General features: G+C 47.0%; 20 protein-coding genes. 5 read left to right on the top strand and 15 right to left on the bottom strand.

All coding sequences use genetic code 11. From position 1 onward, the window contains the following. Nucleotides 1–9: 9 nt before the first annotated feature. The 3 genes from pnp to C2747_RS04140 form a co-directional block, all read right to left on the bottom strand. Nucleotides 10–2,175 carry a polyribonucleotide nucleotidyltransferase gene (pnp, locus tag C2747_RS04150; protein WP_215332663.1) on the bottom strand — a complete coding sequence of 722 codons (2,166 nt, stop codon included), beginning with the start codon at nt 2,173–2,175 and terminating at the stop codon, nt 10–12. A gap of 271 nt (nt 2,176–2,446) precedes the next feature. Beyond that, nucleotides 2,447–2,716, bottom strand: a complete 270-nt coding sequence (gene rpsO / locus C2747_RS04145; RefSeq protein WP_112204355.1) for a 30S ribosomal protein S15 — start codon at nt 2,714–2,716, stop codon at nt 2,447–2,449. Nucleotides 2,717–2,943: 227 nt separating this feature from the next. After that, nucleotides 2,944–4,149: a patatin-like phospholipase family protein gene (locus tag C2747_RS04140; RefSeq protein WP_215332662.1), complete on the bottom strand. Its 1,206-nt coding sequence runs from the start codon at nt 4,147–4,149 to the stop codon at nt 2,944–2,946. Between the two features lie 85 nt (nt 4,150–4,234). On the opposite strand from C2747_RS04140, the gene C2747_RS04135 reads away from it, so the two are divergent. Next, nucleotides 4,235–4,828, top strand: coding sequence for a lipid-binding SYLF domain-containing protein (locus tag C2747_RS04135; protein WP_215332661.1), 594 nt, complete (start codon nt 4,235–4,237; stop codon nt 4,826–4,828). 40 nt (nt 4,829–4,868) lie between these two features. Here the strand turns inward: C2747_RS04135 and C2747_RS04130 are convergent, their stop codons facing one another. The 6 genes from C2747_RS04130 to C2747_RS04105 form a co-directional block, all read right to left on the bottom strand. Then, nucleotides 4,869–6,416, bottom strand: coding sequence for a 2-isopropylmalate synthase (locus C2747_RS04130; RefSeq protein ID WP_215332660.1), 1,548 nt, complete (start codon nt 6,414–6,416; stop codon nt 4,869–4,871). Between the two features lie 243 nt (nt 6,417–6,659). Further along, nucleotides 6,660–7,523, bottom strand: a complete 864-nt coding sequence (gene pssA, locus C2747_RS04125; protein WP_215332659.1) for a CDP-diacylglycerol--serine O-phosphatidyltransferase — start codon at nt 7,521–7,523, stop codon at nt 6,660–6,662. Nucleotides 7,524–7,550: 27 nt separating this feature from the next. Then, a complete protein-coding gene (locus tag C2747_RS04120; RefSeq protein WP_215332658.1) occupies nt 7,551–8,198 on the bottom strand; it encodes a phosphatidylserine decarboxylase in 648 nt (215 codons plus the stop codon). 52 nt (nt 8,199–8,250) lie between these two features. Beyond that, nucleotides 8,251–9,267, bottom strand: a complete 1,017-nt coding sequence (ilvC, locus tag C2747_RS04115; RefSeq protein WP_215306564.1) for a ketol-acid reductoisomerase — start codon at nt 9,265–9,267, stop codon at nt 8,251–8,253. Nucleotides 9,268–9,318: 51 nt separating this feature from the next. Further along, nucleotides 9,319–9,810, bottom strand: coding sequence for an acetolactate synthase small subunit (gene ilvN, locus C2747_RS04110; protein ID WP_046329932.1), 492 nt, complete (start codon nt 9,808–9,810; stop codon nt 9,319–9,321). Further along, nucleotides 9,810–11,597, bottom strand: a complete 1,788-nt coding sequence (locus tag C2747_RS04105; protein ID WP_215332656.1) for an acetolactate synthase 3 catalytic subunit — start codon at nt 11,595–11,597, stop codon at nt 9,810–9,812. Before C2747_RS04105 ends, ilvN begins: the two co-directional genes overlap by 1 nt. 193 nt (nt 11,598–11,790) lie before the next feature. On the opposite strand from C2747_RS04105, the gene C2747_RS04100 reads away from it, so the two are divergent. The 4 genes from C2747_RS04100 to C2747_RS04085 are packed head-to-tail and all read left to right on the top strand — an operon-like array spanning nt 11,791 to nt 14,023. After that, nucleotides 11,791–12,360, top strand: a complete 570-nt coding sequence (locus C2747_RS04100; protein ID WP_215332654.1) for an RNA polymerase sigma factor — start codon at nt 11,791–11,793, stop codon at nt 12,358–12,360. Then, on the top strand, nt 12,357–12,821 hold the full coding sequence (locus C2747_RS04095; RefSeq protein WP_215332652.1) for a DUF3619 family protein: 465 nt from the start codon (nt 12,357–12,359) through the stop codon (nt 12,819–12,821). The genes C2747_RS04100 and C2747_RS04095 overlap by 4 nt, the downstream gene beginning before the upstream one ends. A 47-nt stretch (nt 12,822–12,868) precedes the next feature. Next, nucleotides 12,869–13,480, top strand: coding sequence for a DUF3106 domain-containing protein (locus C2747_RS04090; protein WP_251374823.1), 612 nt, complete (start codon nt 12,869–12,871; stop codon nt 13,478–13,480). 3 nt (nt 13,481–13,483) lie between these two features. Then, nucleotides 13,484–14,023 carry an RDD family protein gene (locus C2747_RS04085; protein ID WP_251374822.1) on the top strand — a complete coding sequence of 180 codons (540 nt, stop codon included), beginning with the start codon at nt 13,484–13,486 and terminating at the stop codon, nt 14,021–14,023. Here the strand turns inward: C2747_RS04085 and C2747_RS04080 are convergent. From C2747_RS04080 to C2747_RS04055, 6 genes are read right to left on the bottom strand one after another with little or no spacing between them, the layout of a single operon-like run. Beyond that, entirely contained in the window at nt 14,020–16,497 is a 2,478-nt protein-coding gene (locus C2747_RS04080) for an ABC transporter permease (RefSeq protein ID WP_251374821.1), read from the bottom strand. The genes C2747_RS04085 and C2747_RS04080 overlap by 4 nt on opposite strands. Before the next feature lie 4 nt (nt 16,498–16,501). Next, entirely contained in the window at nt 16,502–17,287 is a 786-nt protein-coding gene (locus C2747_RS04075) for an SDR family oxidoreductase (RefSeq protein WP_215332646.1), read from the bottom strand. A gap of 42 nt (nt 17,288–17,329) precedes the next feature. Next, entirely contained in the window at nt 17,330–17,974 is a 645-nt protein-coding gene (locus C2747_RS04070; protein WP_251374820.1) for an ABC-type transport auxiliary lipoprotein family protein, read from the bottom strand. Nucleotides 17,975–17,982: 8 nt separating this feature from the next. Then, nucleotides 17,983–18,897: an MlaD family protein gene (locus C2747_RS04065; protein ID WP_215332644.1), complete on the bottom strand. Its 915-nt coding sequence runs from the start codon at nt 18,895–18,897 to the stop codon at nt 17,983–17,985. Next, complete coding sequence (locus C2747_RS04060) at nt 18,894–19,661, bottom strand: ABC transporter ATP-binding protein (protein ID WP_215332642.1); 768 nt, start codon at nt 19,659–19,661, stop codon at nt 18,894–18,896. The genes C2747_RS04065 and C2747_RS04060 overlap by 4 nt, the downstream gene beginning before the upstream one ends. After that, entirely contained in the window at nt 19,661–20,833 is a 1,173-nt protein-coding gene (locus C2747_RS04055) for an MlaE family ABC transporter permease (protein ID WP_215332640.1), read from the bottom strand. Before C2747_RS04055 ends, C2747_RS04060 begins: the two co-directional genes overlap by 1 nt. Nucleotides 20,834–20,856: the final 23 nt, after the last annotated feature.

Raw genomic sequence — 20,856 nt, 5'->3', positions numbered from 1 at the left:
ATAAACTAGTTAAGCGTTTTCGTCAGATGGAGGAGCGGCTTCAGCAGAAACTTCAGCACCCGCCAAAGGAGCAATCGTGCCACCCTCTTCAGCCATCGCAGCCTTGAGAGATAAACGTAAACGACCACGCTCATCAGCAGCTAACAACTTCACGCGAACAACTTGGCCTTCAGCTAAGTAGTCTTTAACTTCTTTTACACGCTCATTAGAAATTTCAGAGATATGCAAGAGACCATCTTTACCTGGAAGAATGTTTACTAAAGCGCCGAACTCAAGCAATTTCACTACCGGGCCTTCGTAGATCTTGCCTACTTCAGCTTCAGCAGTAATGCCTTCGATACGTGCTTTGGCTTCAGCCATGCCTTCAGCAGAAGTAGAAGCGATTGTTACAGTGCCGTCATCTTTAATGTCGATGCTGCAACCAGTTTCTTTAGTCAGGGCTTGAATTGTTGCGCCGCCCTTACCGATTACTTCACGAATCTTGTCTGGATGAATCTTGAAAGAAACCATGCGCGGAGCATGTGCAGACAATTCAGTACGAACTGAACCCATCGCTTCTTGCATCTTGCTCAAGATATGCAAACGACCTTCTTTAGCTTGGGCCAATGCAACTTGCATAATTTCTTTAGTAATACCTTGAACTTTGATATCCATTTGCAAAGCAGTAATGCCATTAGCAGTACCCGCTACTTTGAAGTCCATATCGCCCAAGTGATCTTCATCACCCAAGATGTCTGTCAACACAGCAAAGCGGTTGCCATCCAAAATCAAGCCCATGGCAACACCAGCAACGTGCGCTTTAACTGGAACACCAGCGTCCATCATTGCTAAACAGCCACCGCAAACGGAAGCCATCGATGAGGAGCCATTGGACTCAGTGATTTCTGAAACCACACGAATGCTGTAAGCAAAATCTTCTGCGCTTGGCAATACTGGAATCAATGCACGTTTAGCCAAACGACCGTGACCAATTTCACGACGCTTAGGGCTACCTACACGACCAGTTTCGCCAGTGGCGAACGGAGGCATGTTGTAGTGGAACATGAAGCGATCACGATACTCGCCTTCGAGTGCATCAATGATCTGCTCATCACGTGCAGTACCTAAAGTAGCTACTACGAGAGCTTGTGTCTCTCCACGGGTAAACAATGCTGAACCGTGTGTGCGTGGCAATACGCCATTACGAATTTCAATTGGACGAACAGTGCGTGTATCGCGACCATCAATGCGTGGCTCGCCATTCAAAATCTGGCTGCGCACAATCTTGGCTTCGATTTCGAACATGATGTCATTGACAGCTACTGCATCAACATCACCTTCTTCAGCAAGCTTAGCCATTACTGTTTTAGTAGTTTCTTTCAGCTTATCTGTACGAGCACCTTTTTGACGAATCTGATATGCCTCACGCAATGGCGCTTCAGCTAGTGCAGTGACCTTAGCAATAAATGGCTCATCTTTAGGAGCAGCAGTCCAATCCCACTCTGGCTTGCCAGCTTCGGTTACCAATTCGTTGATTGCGTTGATCGCAGTTTGCATTTGGTCATGGCCGTATACAACTGCACCCAACATGATTTCTTCGGACAACTGATTAGCCTCTGACTCCACCATCAATACAGCAGCTTGAGTACCAGCAACAATCAAATCCATTTCGCTAGTAGCTTGCTCTGTACGAGTTGGGTTCAAGAGGTATTGGCCGTTAGCGTAACCAACACGTGCTGCGCCTACTGGACCAGCAAATGGAATACCTGAAACCGCTAAAGCTGCAGAAGCAGCGATCAATGCAGGAATATCAGCAGGTACATCTGGGTTGATAGACAGCACATGAATGACTACTTGAACTTCGTTCAAGAAACCTTCTGGGAACAATGGACGTAATGGACGATCGATCAAACGGGAGATCAATGTCTCACCTTCGGATGGACGGCCTTCACGGCGGAAGAAACCACCAGGAATTTTTCCTGCGGCGTAAGTTTTCTCTAAGTAATCAACAGTCAATGGGAAAAATGACTGGCCTGGCTTAGCGGACTTAGAGGCAACTACTGTGCCCATTACTACTGTGTCATCCACGTTAACGATGACAGCACCACCAGCTTGACGAGCAATCTCGCCTGTTTCCATGATTACCTGATGATTGCCCCATTGAAACGTCTTTACTGCTTTTTTAAACATAGTCATTCTGATCTTCTCCAAATTGTTCACGTAAAAGCCACATGGATTTCACGCTTGTCGCGGGATAAAGCAGTGTCGCGACAACACTGGAGCGATTAAAGATCACAAGGGATGCCATTCCAGGGAGGCACTGGATTTCACAACCCAGAAACTCATTGGAATGACACGATCCCCTACACAAATAATCTTGAAGCGCCCAAAAAACATGCCATCTGCTTAAGACTGATTCTGTAACGAAACAACCCTAAGATAGATGGCATTGCAATACCGATAAGAATTACTTACGGAGACCTAATTTCTCGATCAATGCGCGATAGCGACCCAGATCCTTGCCCTTGAGGTAATCCAAAAGGCGGCGGCGGCGTGAAACCATCTTCAACAAACCACGACGGCTGTGATGATCTTTAGCGTTAGCTTTGAAATGGGGGGTTAATTCATTAATGCGGGCTGTTAGCAATGAAACTTGAACTTCAGGGCTACCCGTATCGTTTGCGCTACGCGCGTTGTCTTTGACGATTTCCGCCGTTTTAATATCAGCAACTGCCATTTTCATACTCCTTACTTGCGAACACCTGAGCTTTCACCCAACTTGTGTCGTGCACTTATTAATCAAATAAAACAAAAAAGCTTTAAAAATCAAAGCCCTCGAATTGTAGCAGATCCGCCTTAAATCCCTGGCCACAGGGGCCAGGCACTCAATTCAGGGTTGAGCAGTGGATATTTTGGCAAGTCCTTGATTTATATGGAAATGATGATGGAAATACCTGGAAATGCCTATTTTTTAGGCAATTCCTCATCAAATCCCCGCTTATAGCCAGGAGGGTACTTTTGCCACTCCTTGCCGCCAAGGCCCTGTTGATAGCCGTAATCAAAAAGAGCCTGCATATAGGCGGTATCAAACTCGGTCTTGTGGGGAAATTTAAAGTCGGATCCGATATAGGCCAGATTAAAGCTGACGCCGTCAACCTCAGTGGTGTGATAGATGCGATAGAGATCTCCAATGCCTTGAGTCTGAATCAGACTGGAGATTGCTCTCTGGATGATGCTGAGGGTCTCCCGCTGTGTCTCACGCCACTCAGGATCTAAGCGCGCATTGCGAATAATGTAGGCATTGCGTTCCTTTTGTAACTTTACATTCAGCTCTTTCCCTTTTTGAGATAGTGCACTGGGGTACAGGAATACTTGGGTAATAGCACCACCATCCACATGCATCTCATGAAAGCTTTGGCCAGAAACCTCAAAATCGAACATCACCGGTGAAAATGCGCCCGGTATCGATGCAGATGCCAGCATGACTTTTCTAAAAAGCTCTAAAGCCTCTGGAGTGCCAATACTGGCAATCTTGCCCATGTTCCAGATTACAGGTACGCCTGCATCTAAATTGGTTGTTCCAATCAAAAGCCAGCGGTTTTTGGTGGTGTACTCATGTGCCACCTTCTTCAGAAAATCTTGATCAATGTATTTTGAAATCAGCTGAAACAAAGGGGTCGTGTCGGATAAGCCATCACTCAAAATGCCGGAGATCAATCCGCGCTCAATGAAGATGTCTTTAGGGCCATATTTTGTATAAACATCGCGTAAGACGGGATCGTATTCTTTTCCCATATACGCAAAGGGAGCAATTAATGCGCCGGTACTGATGCCAGTGACTAAGTTAAATTGCGGGCGATCGCCGCGCTCAGCCCACCCTATCAATAATCCTGCGCCATATGCACCATCATCGCCACCACCGGAGAGTGATAAGTAGTTTGCCGGCGCATTTAAGGTTTTTTCATCCCTCACCTTAAATCCCGCCTGAATGTCTGCAGCCATTTGATCAATACTGGGCTGACTGGCCACCATATATCGCGCACTACTGAGACCCGCTATTTGAGCCTGCCCCATCTGCTGAGGTGGCACTGCCGCTTTGCGCTGCAAGCTGCTACAGCCCAGTAAAGACAGCATGAAGAGAGTAAAGATGCAGCGAGTAAAAAGAGTCATATTGGATTGTTATTGGGAGGAAAGGCTTGTTGGAGTATAAAGAGGGAATTCATTCATTGCGGAAACACAGCCAAGGAAAAAATCGATGCAAACTAAATTCATCCAAGCATTAGCCTATAGTTTATTAGCCCTATCCCCTTCACTGAGTTTTGCGCAATTTTCAAATCCTTTTGCCGCCGAGAAAACCATTGCCCAGCAACGCCAAGATGTCCTTAAAAAGAGTGAAGACACCCTCAAGGCACTCTATCAAATAGAACCTAAATCAAAAGAGCTGATTGATAAGTCGGCTGGCTACGCTACTTTTAGTAACTTTGGCATGAAGATACTCATTGCAGGAGGCGGAACAGGCAGTGGCGTTGTCATCAATCGGTCTGGCGCGAAACCTGTCTATATGAATATGGCTGAAGTACAAGCAGGTCTTGGCGTGGGAATTAAATCTTTCCAAAATATTTTTGTTTTTCAAACCCAAGCCGCACTCAATGAATTTGTTAACTCCGGCTGGACTTTTGGCGGCCAAGTCACTGCAGCCGCTAAATATGAAACCACTGGTGGCGCCTATCAAGGCGGAACTGTGGTCGCCCCTGGCGTGCTGATGTATCAGCTCACAGACTCAGGCCTTGCCGCAGAAATCACTGGCAAAGGCACCAAGTACTACAAGAGTACAGATCTAAATAAATAAGCGGCGCGTTGCAAAAGCTGCAGATGCCGCCGCGAATTTCTTAAGGCGTCATCTGCGCATTGAGCTTAGCTTGACTAGGATCATGCAATTTATTAAGGGCTGACAAATAGGCTTTCGCTGAAGCTGCAATGATGTCTGGATCAGTACCCACGCCATTAACAATACGTCCACCTTTTGCAAGTCTGACAGTAACCTCACCCTGAGACTGCGTACCTGAGGTGATTGCATTTACAGAATAGAGTAATTGCTCTACCCCACTCTTCACGATCTGCTCAATAGCGTTCAAGCTCGCATCCACTGGGCCATTACCTTCAGCCTCAGAGCTCGCTTCTTTATCCCCAACCCGGAAGGTCACTTTAGACTTTGGTCGCTCACCTGTTTCAGAATGCTGGCTCAAGGATATGAATTTATAAAATTCACCCTCTTCGGCTGCAGCAGAGTCTGACATGATGGCAATAATATCTTCATCAAAGATTTCTGATTTTTGATCGGCTAGCGTCTTGAAGCGGACAAAAGCGTCATTCAAATCTGCTTCGGCTTCAATCGCAATGCCCAACTCTTGTAAGCGCTGTTTGAAAGCATTGCGACCAGACAACTTGCCGAGCACAATCTTATTCGCAGACCAGCCCACATCTTCCGCGCGCATGATCTCGTAAGTATCACGATTCTTTAGGATGCCGTCTTGATGTATTCCTGAGGTGTGCGCAAATGCGTTTGCACCCACAACCGCCTTGTTCGGCTGAACAACGAAGCCAGTAATTTGCGAGACCAACTTTGATGCAGGAACAATTTGAGTCGCATCAATACCGCACACCATATCGAAATAATCCTTACGGGTACGCAAAGCCATGACAATTTCTTCTAATGCTGTATTACCAGCGCGTTCACCCAAGCCATTAACAGTGCATTCAATTTGACGTGCACCACCAATTTTGACGCCTGCCAAAGAGTTAGCAACAGCCATACCTAAGTCATTATGGCAATGCACAGACCATACCGCCTTATCAGAGTTAGGAACTCGGGTACGCAAGGTCTTGATGAACTCACCATATAACTCTGGAGTAGCGTAGCCTACGGTATCCGGAATATTGATGGTAGTAGCACCCTCATTAATAACGCCTTCAACTACTCTGCACAAGAAATCCATTTCTGAGCGATAGCCATCTTCTGCCGAGAACTCCACATCCTCAGCTAAGTTTCTTGCAAAACGAATGGAACGTTTAGCCTGCTCCAAAACCTCTTCTGGAGACATGCGCAATTTCACGGCCATATGCAATGGGCTGGTTGCCAAAAATGCATGAATCCGTTTTGCATTAGCTGCTTTCAATGCATCAGCAGCGCGAGTAATATCTTTATCGTTAGCGCGTGCGAGTGAGCAGACAATCGAATCTTTCACAGCTGCTGCTACTGCAGAGATTGCCTGGAAGTCACCTTCGGAGCTCGCCGCAAATCCAGCTTCGATCACATCCACCTTGAGGCGCTCTAACTGACGAGCGATGCGAACCTTCTCATCCTTGGTCATGGAAGCGCCAGGCGATTGCTCGCCATCACGTAAGGTGGTATCAAAAATGATTACTTTGTCGCTCATCACTACTCTCCGGTTCAATATTGCTTAATTATGCTTACTGCTGATTCATATTTATTAATGACTAAGCCTAAAAACAAAAGCCCCAGCAATTTGCTGGGGCTGGTATGTCGTGGCTAATGAATTACTTTAATCTCATTAACTCAGGCCTTACCTGCCCCAAGCTGTAGGCTTAGTGCTAGTAGAAGCAAGTTAGAAAGGGAAAAATTCATCAACATGGATTAAATATAACCTAAATATTCTAAATTAGCTAAAACGACGGCCGCTGAGATGCTCCCAAGCCCAAATGACATATCCTGAGATGGAATACACCACAAAGAGGCCGAACAGGGTCAAGGGCGGATTAGAAGAAATCAAAACAAAGGTCAGAATCATCAGCACCATGACGCCGAAAGGTACGCGGTAGCGCACATCTAAAGCCTTGCCACTGTAAAAACGGGCATTGGACACCATGGTCAAGCCAGCATAAACAGCCAAAAAGAAAGTGATCCAAGGGATGGCACTGTCACGCACGGGGATCTTGTTGTCATCAGCCAGCCAAATAAAACCAGCCATTAAAGAGCCAGCGGCTGGACTAGGTAAGCCCTGGAAAAACTTCTTGTCTACCACGCCAGTATTGACGTTAAAGCGCGCCAGACGCAAGGCTGCTCCTGCACAGTAGGTAAAGGCGGCCAACCAGCCCCACTTACCCAAGTCTTTTAGAGCCCATTCGTAAGCAACTAAGGCTGGCGCAACACCAAAAGACACCATGTCAGCCAAAGAGTCGTACTGTTCACCGAAGGCGCTTTGGGTATTAGTCATGCGAGCAACGCGCCCATCCATGCCATCCAAAACTAAAGACGCAAAGATGGCAATAGCAGCTATCTCAAACTGGTGGTTCATCGCATTGACGATAGCAAAAAAACCGCAGAACAAGGCTGCGGTAGTGAATGCATTGGGAAGTAAATAAATGCCCTTACTACGTTTACGTGGCTTATCTACGTGCAACTCTTCCACTTCAAAATCAATTCCATCACCCAAGTCTTCTGCCCACTCATCTTGAGTGCGATTAGTGCGCGAGTTCGTTATGCGACTGCGGTCTATACGGCCACGACGGCGAAATGTAGGCAAAGAATATTCCTAGTTAAAGCGGCTTAATTAATCTAAGCCAGGTACGCGAGCTAATGCAGTGTTCGTAGCAAAAACTTTATCACCAACGCTGACTAAAGGCTCAGCTGTTAAAGGTAAATATACATCGACACGGGAGCCAAAGCGAATAAAGCCATAACGCTCACCCGCTTTAAGTCTATCGCCAACATGGATATAACAAAGAATGCGGCGAGCAATCAGGCCTGCAACCTGCACCAGAGTCACGATTTGGCCATTGGCATCAATCACAACAGCATTACGCTCGTTCTCAGTAGAGGCTTTATCTAAATCGGCATTGACAAACTTGCCAGGGAAATACTGAATTTCTTTTACCGTACCGTTAACTGCACTACGGTTGGAATGAACGTTAAATACGTTCATAAAAACACTAATCTTCAAAGCCTCACGACCCGCATAAGGATCGTTCGCTTTTTCTACGACGACGATACGACCATCGGCAGGAGATAAAACTAGATCACGGCCTATGGCAGCAATACGCTGCGGATCTCGGAAGAACTGTAGAACAAAGATAAAGATGATCCACAAAGGCCATGACCATGCAATGCCACCAAGATAGTGGACCAGCAAAGTAATGGCCCCCACTAATGCCAAATACGGCCAACCTTCTTTCGCAATAATGGGGTGTGGATACATCATCTTTGTTCTGAGCCTTTTTAGTTACTACTATTAGTTTCTAACTACTATTTACTTAGTTCTTTGTTTGATCAACTAATTTGTTCTTTGCAATCCAAGGCATCATGGCGCGCAACTTCGCACCAACCACCTCGATGTCATGCTCAGCATTCAAGCGACGACGTGAAATCAAAGTAGGCGCACCTGCCTTGTTTTCCAAGATAAAGCTCTTGGCGTACTCACCAGTCTGAATGTCTTTCAAGCACTGACGCATTGCATTCTTAGTATCTTCAGTCACAACACGTGGGCCAGTGACGTATTCACCGTACTCAGCGTTATTGGAGATAGAGTAGTTCATGTTGGCGATACCACCTTCGTAGATCAAGTCAACAATCAACTTGAGCTCATGCAAGCACTCGAAGTAAGCCATCTCAGGAGCGTAACCCGCTTCAACCAAAGTTTCGAAACCAGCTTTGATCAACTCTACTGCGCCACCACAAAGAACAGCCTGCTCACCGAACAAGTCAGTTTCAGTTTCTTCGCGGAAGTTAGTTTCAATGATGCCGGCACGACCACCGCCGTTAGCTGTTGCATATGACAAAGCAACATCACGCGCTGAACCAGATTTATCTTGGTACACAGCGATCAAATGAGGAACGCCGCCGCCTTGAGCATAAGTACCACGTACAGTGTGGCCTGGTGCTTTAGGTGCAATCATGATTACGTCCAAGTCAGCGCGTGGCTGAACTTGACCGTAGTGAACGTTAAAGCCATGAGCGAATGCCAATGCAGCGCCCTGCTTGATATTGCCATGAACTTCTTTGCTGTATACATCAGCGATTTGCTCGTCAGGCAAGAGCATCATCACTACGTCAGCATCTTTAACTGCTGCGCCAACTTCTTTTACTGTCAAGCCAGCATTTGCAGCTTTGCTCCAGGAAGCGCCATCTTTACGCAAACCAACGGTCACGTTACAGCCTGAATCTTTAAGGTTCAATGCGTGTGCGTGACCCTGTGATCCGTAACCAATGATGGTTACTTTTTTGCCTTTAATGAGGGACAAATCGGCGTCTTTATCGTAAAAAACTTTCATGCTCTTTCCTTGTTTTGAAAATGTAGTTAATGCAGTAATTAGTTAAAAAAATTAAACCTTCAGAATGCGTTCGCCGCGCCCAATACCAGAACCACCCGAACGGACAGTTTCCAGAATCGATGCACGATCAATCGAATCAATGAAGGCATCCAATTTGGCGCCATCACCAGTTAATTCAATGGTGTAACTCTTATCAGTCACATCAATGATGCGACCGCGGAAGATATCCGTTGTACGTTTCAATTCTTCACGTTCTTTACCTACTGCGCGCACCTTAATCATCATGAGCTCACGCTCAATATGAGGGCCTTCAGTCAAATCAAATACCTTCACCACCTCAACTAAGCGATTTAAGTGTTTAGTGATTTGCTCAATCACATCCTCAGAGCCAAGAGTGACAATAGTCATGCGCGACAAGGATGGATCTTCGGTTGGTGCAACGCTCAAGGCTTCAATGTTGTAACCACGGGCAGAAAATAAACCAACCACGCGAGATAGCGCCCCCGGCTCGTTCTCTATCAATACAGAAATAATGTGTCGCATTAGAGATCCTCGCTACCCAAAAGCATTTCAGTAATACCCTTACCCGCTTGAACCATTGGCCAAACGTTTTCCTCTGGGTCTGTCTGGAAATCCATAAATACGGTGCGATCTTTTAAACGAATAGCTTCTTTAAGGGCGCCTTCAACATCAGACTTCTTCTCAATACGCATACCCACGTGCCCAAAGGCTTCTGCCAACTTCACAAAGTCTGGCAATGAATCCATATATGAACTGGAATAGCGCTTGTTATAAGTTAACTCTTGCCATTGGCGAACCATCCCGAGGTAACGGTTGTTCAATGACACGATCTTTACAGGTGTGTTGTACTGCTTGCAAGTGGACAGCTCTTGAATACACATCTGGATAGAACCTTCACCAGTAATTGCGAAAACATCCTGATCAGGAAATGCCTTCTTGATACCCATGGCATATGGCAAGCCAACACCCATCGTGCCCAAACCACCTGAGTTAATCCAACGACGTGGCTTATCGAACTTATAGAACTGTGCAGCCCACATTTGATGCTGACCTACGTCAGAAGTAATAAATGCATCACCACCAGTGAGTTCCCACAACTTTTGAACTACATATTGCGGTTTGACGATTTGCGATGCTTCGTCATATTTCAAGCAATCTTTTTTACGCCACTCATTAATCTGTGCCCACCATGCCGCCAACTTAGCGTCATTCTTGCGTGGGCCGGCAGCTTTGAGCTGAGCGGTCATCTCTTGCAATACTTCCTTGAGATTGCCAACGATAGGCACATCTACTTTCACCCGCTTTGAAATCACGGATGGATCGATATCAATATGAATGATCTTGCGCGGATGACTTGCGAAGTGCGCAGTATTACCAATCACGCGGTCATCAAAACGGGCGCCAACTGCAATCAACACATCACTGTGTTGCATCGCCATATTGGCTTCATACGTACCGTGCATACCCAGCATGCCCACAAACTGAGGGCTGGTACCTGGGAAGCCGCCAAGACCCATCAAGGTATTGGTAACGGGATAACCCAGCAAGTCAGCAAACTCTTTTAATTCTGGCGCGGCATCAGCCAAGATCACGCCACCACCGGTATAGATGAATGGGCGCTCAGCTTCTTGTAATAAAGAAACCGCTTTACGAATTTGTCCACTATGCCCCTTAACTACTGGGTTGTATGAACGCATCTCCAAGGTTTCTGGATAGACGAATGGTCCTTTGGCCGCAGATACATCCTTAGGAATATCAATCAAAACTGGGCCTGGACGACCTGTCTGCGCAATATGGAAGGCCTTCTTAATTACTAGGGGGAGGTCTTTCACATCTTTTACCAAGAAGTTGTGCTTGACCACTGGGCGAGTAATGCCCACGGTATCCGCCTCTTGGAAAGCATCTTCACCAATCGCATACGTTGGTACGTTACCGCTGATGACCACCATCGGGATTGAATCAGTGTAAGCAGTCGCAATTCCGGTAACCGCATTGGTTACGCCGGGACCTGAAGTTACTAAGGCAACGCCAACCTTACCGGTTGCGCGTGCATAGCCATCGGCCGCATGAACCGCTGCTTGCTCATGGCGAACAAGAATGTGCTCAAACTTGTCCTGCTTAAAAATTTCATCGTAGATAAAGAGAACGGAACCACCTGGATAACCCCAAACGTATTCGACACCCTCTTTGTGCAAAGCCTTCACCAGCATCTCAGCACCAATCATTTCTGGTGGAGTTGCTGCGGGATTTGTATTGGCTGTGTCTTGGTTAGCTTTAGAAGCTAAAAATTCGGCGCTGCTTGTATTCATTTTCTTTCGTCCTTTGCAATTTTCGGCAAAAAATTGATTGGTCTGTTCTATCTCTTGCTTGTGGCCTGAGTTCGAACGGCGCTGCTACCGGAAAAAACCACTTCTTGAATGAGATTCTAGGTAGTAAGCCCTATATTCTATAGCAATCCCCTAAAATGAACGAATTCCCTCTGATTCAGGTCTAATCTACTGAATGGCTTTACCCCAAGAACTTTCTGACTTTCTGAGTAGTGTTGAGCAGCGCGCTTTCAAGCAAGCGGTCTATGCTGTGCGAGATGACGATGCGGCCTTAGACATTGTTCAGGATGCCATGATCAAGCTGGCTGAAAAGTATGGTGATCGGCCTGCAGCAGAATTACCTCTGGTCTTCACCAGAATTCTGCAAAACCGCATTCACGACTGGTTTAGACGTCAAAAAGTTCGCAATACCTGGGTCACCCTGTTCTCGAACATGGGTAAGAAATCGGATGAAGGCGATGATTTTGACCCCCTGGAGTCACTGTCAGCTCCAGATGATAGTGAAATTCACCAAGATGGTGCATTTAAGCTTGAACGTATTCAGCTATTACATGCTCTAGAGTCAGAAATATCAAAATTGCCTGCCCGTCAACGAGAAGCCTTCCTGATGCGTTATTGGGATGAGCTGAGTATTACTGAAACTGCCCTTGCGATGAGATGTAGCGAGGGAAGCGTCAAAACCCACTGCTCAAGAGCCACTCAGGCTCTAGCTAAAGCATTGAAATTAAAAGGAATTGCCCTGTGAACCGCAACGAAGACATCCTCAGCACAACAGAATCAGATCAATTTGGTCTGAATGCTGCCGCCCTGCTCCGCCAAGGATCCCAATCCCTGCCCGCTGGAATCAAAGATCGTCTGTATGCAGCACGCCTCAAGGCGCTTTCTGTCAAAAAACCAGAAAAAGTACGCATTGCGCAGCCTGTTTTAGCGAGCTCTAGCGGAAACTGGTCCTTTGGCTCTCGCTCATTATGGGATAACGTGGGTTGGGTTGCCCCCTTGGCCGTTCTAGTATTCGGTCTCATCGGCATCGCCCAATGGCAGCAAGATTCCCGCATCAACGATATTGCCGAGCTCGATGTCGCCCTCTTAACTGACGATGTCCCACCTGATGCTTATGCTGATAGCGGCTTTTTGGGTTTCCTCAAAAACGGGCCTTTAGCGGAATCAGATCAAGACAGCCTCAGCACAGCTAAGACTCCATCCTAACTGTCATAGCGAGCTACAGTTAGCGCATGCTAAAAAATCTACGGTCCTTGAGCGCCTCACTAAGCATCAGCATGATGCTGGCGATTGGCGTCCTAGGATCAGTTCCAAGTTCAGGCGTATTTGCCCAAACATCGGCAGCAGGCCATGGAAAAACTACTGGCATCCCAGAGAAAAAGCCAGATGGTACTTGGGAGAGCCTTAAACCAGGGCAACAAAAAATCCTCGCTCCATTGGAAGACGATTGGGATTACATGCTCCCAGACAGTCGTAAAAAATGGATACAAGTTGCCAATCTACATTCTCGGATGAGTGAGGCTGATCAACAGCGACTGCAGTCCCGCATGATGGGTTGGTCCAAGCTCTCTCAAAAAGACCGCCGCATTGCACGCGAAAACTATTTAAGCAGCCTCAAGTTTCCCGCTGAGAAAAAAGCTGAGGCTTGGAGTGCTTATCAAAAACTGAGTGATGAGCAAAAGAAAAAGCTAGCTCAAGCAGAGGTCAATAAGAAAAAACCAACGACTGTAAGTGCGCCTACATTGCAACAGCATCCGATTAAACATCAATCGAACTTAGCACTGCCTCCAACAGCCGGCAACGCTCCTGCTTCAGAACCTCCTGCAACGAACAGCAGCCCCGATAGCGGCTCAAGTAATCCTTAAGTCATGATTAGCCCCGCAGAATTAAACCTACTCCCCGCTCCCCAGTTTTGGCGACGGGTCTCTTGCATTCTGTATGAGCAATTGGTTTTATTAGGCGTCATCGCTCTCACTTTCCTACTTCCCAATTTGGGATTAGGTATTCTGTTTGGCGTATCTCTCCCCAGTTGGCTCACCTTTCTCTATCTCTACGCCGTACTAGGCATTTACTTTGCCTGGTATTGGACGAAGTCGGGGCAGACACTGGCAATGCAAACATGGCGAGTGCGCATGATTGGTCCAGGCGGATACAACCTGACTCGCAGACAAGCGATTTGGCGTTATTTTTTTGGGTCTTTGTGGCTAGTGCCTTGCGTGATTTTGCAGTGGATGTTCGAACTGCAGAGATGGCAAATTATTGAAATGCTATTTGCGGTGGCTTTATTTCTGTGGCCACTGAGCATTTACTTAGATCGCGTTAAACCTTTGCTACGCCAAAGTCTGCCAGACCGCTTTAGTGGAACGCGCTTAGTGGAATTACCGAAGAACCTAGTTAAACTGAATTAAGTCTCACGCAAACATTCCATTGCAGTAGCGGTCTGAATTCTTCTCTGAAAGCGATAACCGGCTAGTAGGCAAGCAGTTACCCCAAAGCCGATCCCCATCGCCAAAGACTGCATAAATGCATTGAACTCAATCTCCAATACAAAACGGCCCAGTGCCCATGCTGCAATTCCGGCAGCGAGTCCCGCTAAAGTTCCTGCCAGCACTCCAATAATTAGTAGCTCGGCTAATGCAATCTTCCCCAGTAGATAGCGTGATGCACCCACTGCCTTTAACAAGGCTGCGCTCCTAAAACGCTCATCTTGTGTTGCCGCTATCGCAGCTACTAAAACTAAAATCGCTGCCGCAATCGTGAATGCGAACAAGAGCCCCAATACAGAGGACAGTCGGTCCAGTACATCTTGTATTTGCTTTAGCGATGTCCCCACATCGACGATGGTGAGATTGGGATAAGTCTGTGTAAGTTGATAATCTAAACCTTCAATTGCGGCACCTTGATAATACGAGGTAATCCAAGACTGGGGCATCTCTGCGAGCATTGCAGGGGGCATGATGACAAAGAAATTCACTTTCATCGAACTCCAGTCCAACTTACGCAAAGAGGTAATGGGCGCTGTGACTTTTTCACCGGCAAGCTCAAAGGTCATTTGATCGCCCAGCTTTAACTTCAAAGTCTTTGCAATCCCCATCTCCAAAGAAACTTGCGGCGCACTACCTTCAAGCCATTTTCCAGCAGTAATCCGATTACCCTCAGGCAACTGCTCGGTGTATGAGAGATTGAATTCTCGATCAACCAAGCGGCGTGCATTTTCATCAACGTAGTCATTGGGTCCAATAGACTTTCCATTGACTTCCACTAAGCGCGCACGAACCATGGGACTAAAGCTGGGTTTTGCTACTCCCGCATCCAGTAGTGAGCGAGTGATGCTAGGCTTTTGATCTTCCTGAATATTAATCATGAAGCGATTGGGCGCATCGACTGGGATATTGCCCTGCCAGGTAGCCAATAAATCTTGTCGGAGCAATAGGATGAGCAATAAGGCCATCAAGGCAATACCTAGCGCCGTAATTTGCATGACTGCGAAGCCAGAGCGACGTGCTTGCACTGTAAGTGCAAAGCGTAATGCGAAGCTGTGACTACTCCACCTTGTAAATAAGATTTTAAGCAAGCTTAGGCATAACCAAGAAACTACGGCAAAGACCACAATGGCTGAGCCAAAGCTTGCAGCAACCCAAGAGGCCAGCTTCCAATCTTGAGCTGCAAACGCGATCAAGACAAGACAAGTAGTCAATCCAAAAAGTGCAACCCACAACACCTTAATGTTTACAGATCCCAACTCTTTACGAATCAGTCGCACCGGTGAAATCATGACCAAACTAAATAAGGGTGGTCCAGCAAAACCGATTAGCAAACAGGAGGAAAACAAAATACTCCAGACCAGGGGCCAGAGTGAGAGCGCGGGTAGATTCGCAACTAGTAAATTGCCCAAGATCCCAATCAATATCTCTTGAACGCCGTAAGCAATTGCGGCACCCATCACAGCGGCTGATATACACAGAGCGCCCAATATCTTGACTTGGTTTACTAGGATGGTCTTTTGGCTTGCGCCAAGGCATTTCATCACTGCGCAAACATCAGCCTGCTTTAAAACATAACGGCGCGCTGACAAGGCAATCGCTACCGCAGCCACCATGGCTGTCAGTAAGGCAACCAAAGATAAGAAGCGCTCTGCCCGCTCAAGGGTTTTACGCATGACAGGCTGAGCATTCTCCAAAGTCTCAATGCGCAACCCTCTAAGCCCTTCGGATTTAATCGATTGCGTAGCCCATTGCTCATAGTCAGAGATAGCTGAATCATTCCCCGCCAAAAGCAGTCGATAGGTCACGCGGCTGCCCAGACCAATCAGACCGGTGGCTGGCAAATCATCCAGTGACATCATGACGCGTGGCGCGAAGTTCATAAAGCCAGCGCCTCGGTCAAGCTCGCGCTCTAAGATACCGCTAATGAAAAATGTCTTATCACCCAATAGCATCGAATCGCCCACTTTTGCCTTGAGCGCACTGAGCATTGCCGGATCCACCCAGACCGAACCTACTGGTGGAGTTGTGCTGACTGATGAAGGTGATACCTGCAAGCTACCGCGCAAGGGGTAAGCAGAACTTACAGCTTTAAGGGAAGCCAGCTTACTTTGCATCCCTACCGTAGCCATACTCGGAAAAACAATCGTTTGAGCTGCGCTTAGCTGTCGCCCCTGAGCCTCCTGAATAAAGCGCTCAGGCAGGGGTTGATCAGAAACCAGCAATAGATCTGCAGCAAGTAGCTGGCGTGCATCGAACTGAAAGGCCCGCTGCATTCGGTCAGCTAAGAAGCTGACGCTGGATAAGGCAGCTACAGAGAGCGTCAGCGCGACCAATAGTGCTACTAGCTCACTTGATCGAAGGTCTCGCTGAATGGCCCGTAAAAAGCTGCTTAACACTGCTTTAGATCGCCTGAATCTGGCCACCATCCACACGAATCACTGACCCAGTGATGAATGAGGCATTTTGACTAGCTAGAAATGCCGCAGTATCTCCATACTCCTGTGGATCACCATAACGCCCCATCGGAATTTGCCTCAAGCTAGCTTGAACAACGGAGTCATAACTCACATTTTCACGTTGAGCACGTGCTTCATCTAATTGACGCAAGCGATCAGTTGCTACACGACCCGGCATGATCACGTTCACAGTAATGCCATCGGCTGCCACTTCTGCCGCCAAGGTTTTAGACCAGGCGAGTAACGCGGCTCGCAAGGTGTTTGAGATGGCCAGATTTTTAATAGGGGCAATAGCTCCTGAAGTGGTACTCGTAATAATGCGACCCCATTTACGTTGACGCATTCCTGGTAGAACTCGATCGGTGATGCTGATGAGTGATAGCACCATATCGTTAAAACTCTTTTGCCACAAAGCGGGATCTTGCCCTGCCGCCAATGTTGGAGGAGGTCCGCCGGTGTTGTTTACCAAAATATCAATCGGGCCCAGTTCTTTTTCTACCTTGCTCACCAAGCTATCGATCAGAGATGCATCAGAAAGATCCCAGCTCAGAGCTAAAGCTTTTCCACCGGCAGCCTCAATCATCTCTACCGATTTTTTTAATCCCTCCGGATTGCGGCCAGTCACCGCTACTTTGACACCCTCACGCGCCAAGGAGACGGCCATCGCCTGACCTAAACCTCGACTAGATGCCATCACCAATGCAACCTTACCTTTGAGCCCTAAATCCATGTCTTCTCCAATATTGTTATCTGTACTGTCATTCTAGAATGCCTACTGCCCTAGAGGTGGAGGCAGATTACCAGCGTATTTATAAAGCACTACCTCATACTCTTTCAAAATTTGCGCCAAGGCCTCTTGCTGACCTAAGGCCAATGCTTGAGGAGTGTTGTCCTTGAGTGCAACTCTCTTGGTGTAGCGGTTTTTACCAATCACCGGATTGCGCTTTTGGGGATCAGTGGCAGTAAAGAAAAATTCAATCGTTACAACGGCCTCCGGACGAACCCGGTAATCGCCATAAAATTCCTCTATGGATGTCTGCAAGATGTAATACGGAAAGAAGCTATTGCCCTGACCTACAGTCATAGAGAAGATCTGGGCATGATTCAACCACTGACGTGTTGCATTACCGACCATCTCATTTGGCAAGGCGGAATATGTATTGTAAAAATCCTTTTCATAACGCTGATCACCCAAGCGATAAACCAAAGACTTGCCGTCAAAAGGTGGTGTTGCTGAGGATGAACCCATCTTGAGCCACAAATCACTACGTGGCTTATAGGGGGCACCTGTACGCTCTGGGGCAACCATCCAGCTACTGGTCTCTAATGCTGGTCTTTTAGGCAATGAGCATGCGCTTAATGTTGCCGCCATGAATACAAAGGCGGCAAACCGAATAAGGCGTGGGTGATTAGTCATCTGAATTTTCATTTTTGAGCTCCATTCATTGGAGGCGTAATACGTGCAGGTGGCTCACCCCAAATTAGAGTAGACGGCGATTGACTTGCGACACGGGTAAATTCATTTAACTGTTCACTGGCCTGACGCAGGTTCTCCAAGGTTGCAGTGGTGTCGCCCTGAACGCTAGTAACGGTTTGACGCAAAGAAACCATGGTGGCAACCAATTCACGCATCAGAATATTGAGTTGATCTTTATCGGTGACTTTAGCAATTCGATCCAACAAGACATTGAGATCTTGCACTGAATTAATTAGGCCCGCATTATTTTTACCATCGCCAGCCATTAATTTATTCAAATTATCCAATAAGGCATCAAACTTCCTCTGGGTTCCCTCAACATCAAGACCGTTGAGAGCACCAATTAACTTTTGTATTCCTGAAATAATTTCATCTGCTTGGTTTGGCATTGATGGGACAACTGCATACTCGGGCGCCCATGGAAAAGGTAAGGGAGAGTATTGGGTAGCGCTTGGGTAGAAATCTAACTCCACATAGTTGACGCCAGTAATGCCCATCGATCGAATGCGCGCACGCAAGTTATCTTTAATGAATGTTTCCAGATGACTTTTCTCAATAGCATCGCCATAGATTTGCATTCTCACAACAACATACTCTTGCTTCTGTACCATCGGGACCTCTTTTTCATACAAGTCACCCGAGAGAGCAATCATCGTCACCTGTCCAATCTTAACGCCTCGAAAGCGTACCGCCGCACCAGCATCTAAGCCTGTCACTGATTGCTTGACATAGGTTTCGACCATGAATGATTTTTTGAAAAATTGCCCTGAGCCAAAGATCAAGATGACAGTGAGTAACGCACCGATTGCCGCGAGCACAAAAATGCCAAGACGGAAGTAATTAGGGTTGGAGTTATTGCTCATGCTGCATCCTTGCTCATGATGCGATTAAAAAATTGATGCACTCGGGGATCTTTACTGCTATCTCTTAATACCTTAGGATCGCCTTGCGCAATAATGCCCTTGGCATCCTTATCCAACATAATGACTTTATCGGCGATGGAATAAATACTGGCTAGCTCGTGAGAGACGATCACAAAGGTAAATCCTAAGTTTTTTGAAAGATCTAAAATCGTACTATCGAGATCAGCCGACGTAATCGGATCAAGACCCGCTGAAGGCTCATCCAGAAATAGTATTTTAGGATCTAAAGCCATCGCCCGTGCGATTGCAGCCCGCTTTTGCATGCCGCCGCTAATCTCGCTAGGCATATACGTTTCATATGGCAGTAAGCCCACCAAGTCCAGTTTGCATCGGGCTAATAAATTCATCTGATCTCTAGTCAACTTGGTGTACTCCTCCATAAAGAGTGTCACGTTATCCAGTAGATTCATGGAGCCGAATAAAGCGCCCTGCTGATACATGACCCCGAAGCTCGTCATGATTTTTTGGCGCTCAGCACCTTGGGCGATAGTGATATTTTGACCCTCGATCAATACATCCCCAGCAAGAGGCTGATATAGGCCGAATAAATTCTTTAAGAGACTTGATTTACCGCAACCTGATCCACCCAAAATCACAAAGATCTCACCGTTATTAACGGAGAAGTTGAGATTTTGTAATAGCACGTTTGAGCCGTAACCCACAGTGAGGTTTTGCACATCAATCGCTTTATCCAAAGCATCCATCAGAAACCTGTCCTGTAAGAGATGTAAGCAAAGATACCGTCGACCAGCACAATCATGACAATGCTACTCACCACTGCCCGGGTTGCGGAAATACCTACAGCCGCTGCACCGGTACCGGTTTGCATGCCTCGTAAACAACCCATTGCAGAGACAACCACGCCAAAGAGAGTAGCCTTAAGAAGACCAGATAGAACATCCTCAACATCGACAGCCGCTAACATGCCGTTGTAGAAATTAATAAAGGGAATGCCATAAATTTGCATGGTCAGCATGGAAGAAAAAATACTGACGATGTCGGCAAATAAGGTCAATATTGGCGCCACTAATATGCCAGCTAGCACTCTTGGCACCACTAGAAATCGGATGGGGCTTAAGCCGCCAGTGACTAATGCATCGACTTCACTGTTCACAGTCATCGTACCAATCTCGGCTGCAAATGCTGCTGATGAGCGGCCGGCAAGCAAGATCGCAGTAATCAGTGGGCCCATCTCCCTGACGATACCTAGCGCAGCGAGTGGCCCAACAAATGAGACGGCGCCAAATTGTTCCATACCAATCGCAGCCTGAAAGGACAGAATAACGCCAATCAAAAATGCAACTAGACCAACAATAGGTAATGCGGCAATACCTGCCTCTACAGCAGCGTTCACAAAGTCCCCCCAGCGAACTTGCCTGATATTTCGGATTGACCAAGCTAAATCCGCTGACAGGTGACCGGTAAACCTCACTAGGCCGCGAGCATCATCTATCAAATTCTGCGCAGCCATGCCAGTACTCACAACAAAACTTCTTTTTTGTTTTGCAGTAGGTGCCGGGAATAATTTATTAATTGGATCGAATTCACGCAAGAGCGGCTGATACTTAGGATCTAAACCTTGAATATCAAACTGTCCGCCTGCTTTGTTCTGCGCCTCTTGCACATCAATCAAAAATGCAAATGCCGATCCATCCAAAGAGCTGACTTTTGATGCGTCAAAAATCAGTGAGTGCGCTTGTGTACTTCCTTGCCCTAGCCACTGATTTTGCTGTTTCCGAACATCACTCCACACTCCAGCCAGGGAATACACATTAACGGCGCCACTCAAGCTAACTTGTGCATGGCCTGCATCCACCTGCGACCAAACCGCCACTGGAGTGATTGAAATTGAAGAATTGGAGGCCGAAATGCTCATAGGCAAACTATAAGGGATCTACA

Source organism: Polynucleobacter corsicus, assembly GCF_018688255.1.
GTDB classification, from domain to species: Bacteria; Pseudomonadota; Gammaproteobacteria; order Burkholderiales; family Burkholderiaceae; genus Polynucleobacter; species Polynucleobacter corsicus.
This window is presented reverse-complemented; position numbering and strand designations above follow the sequence as displayed.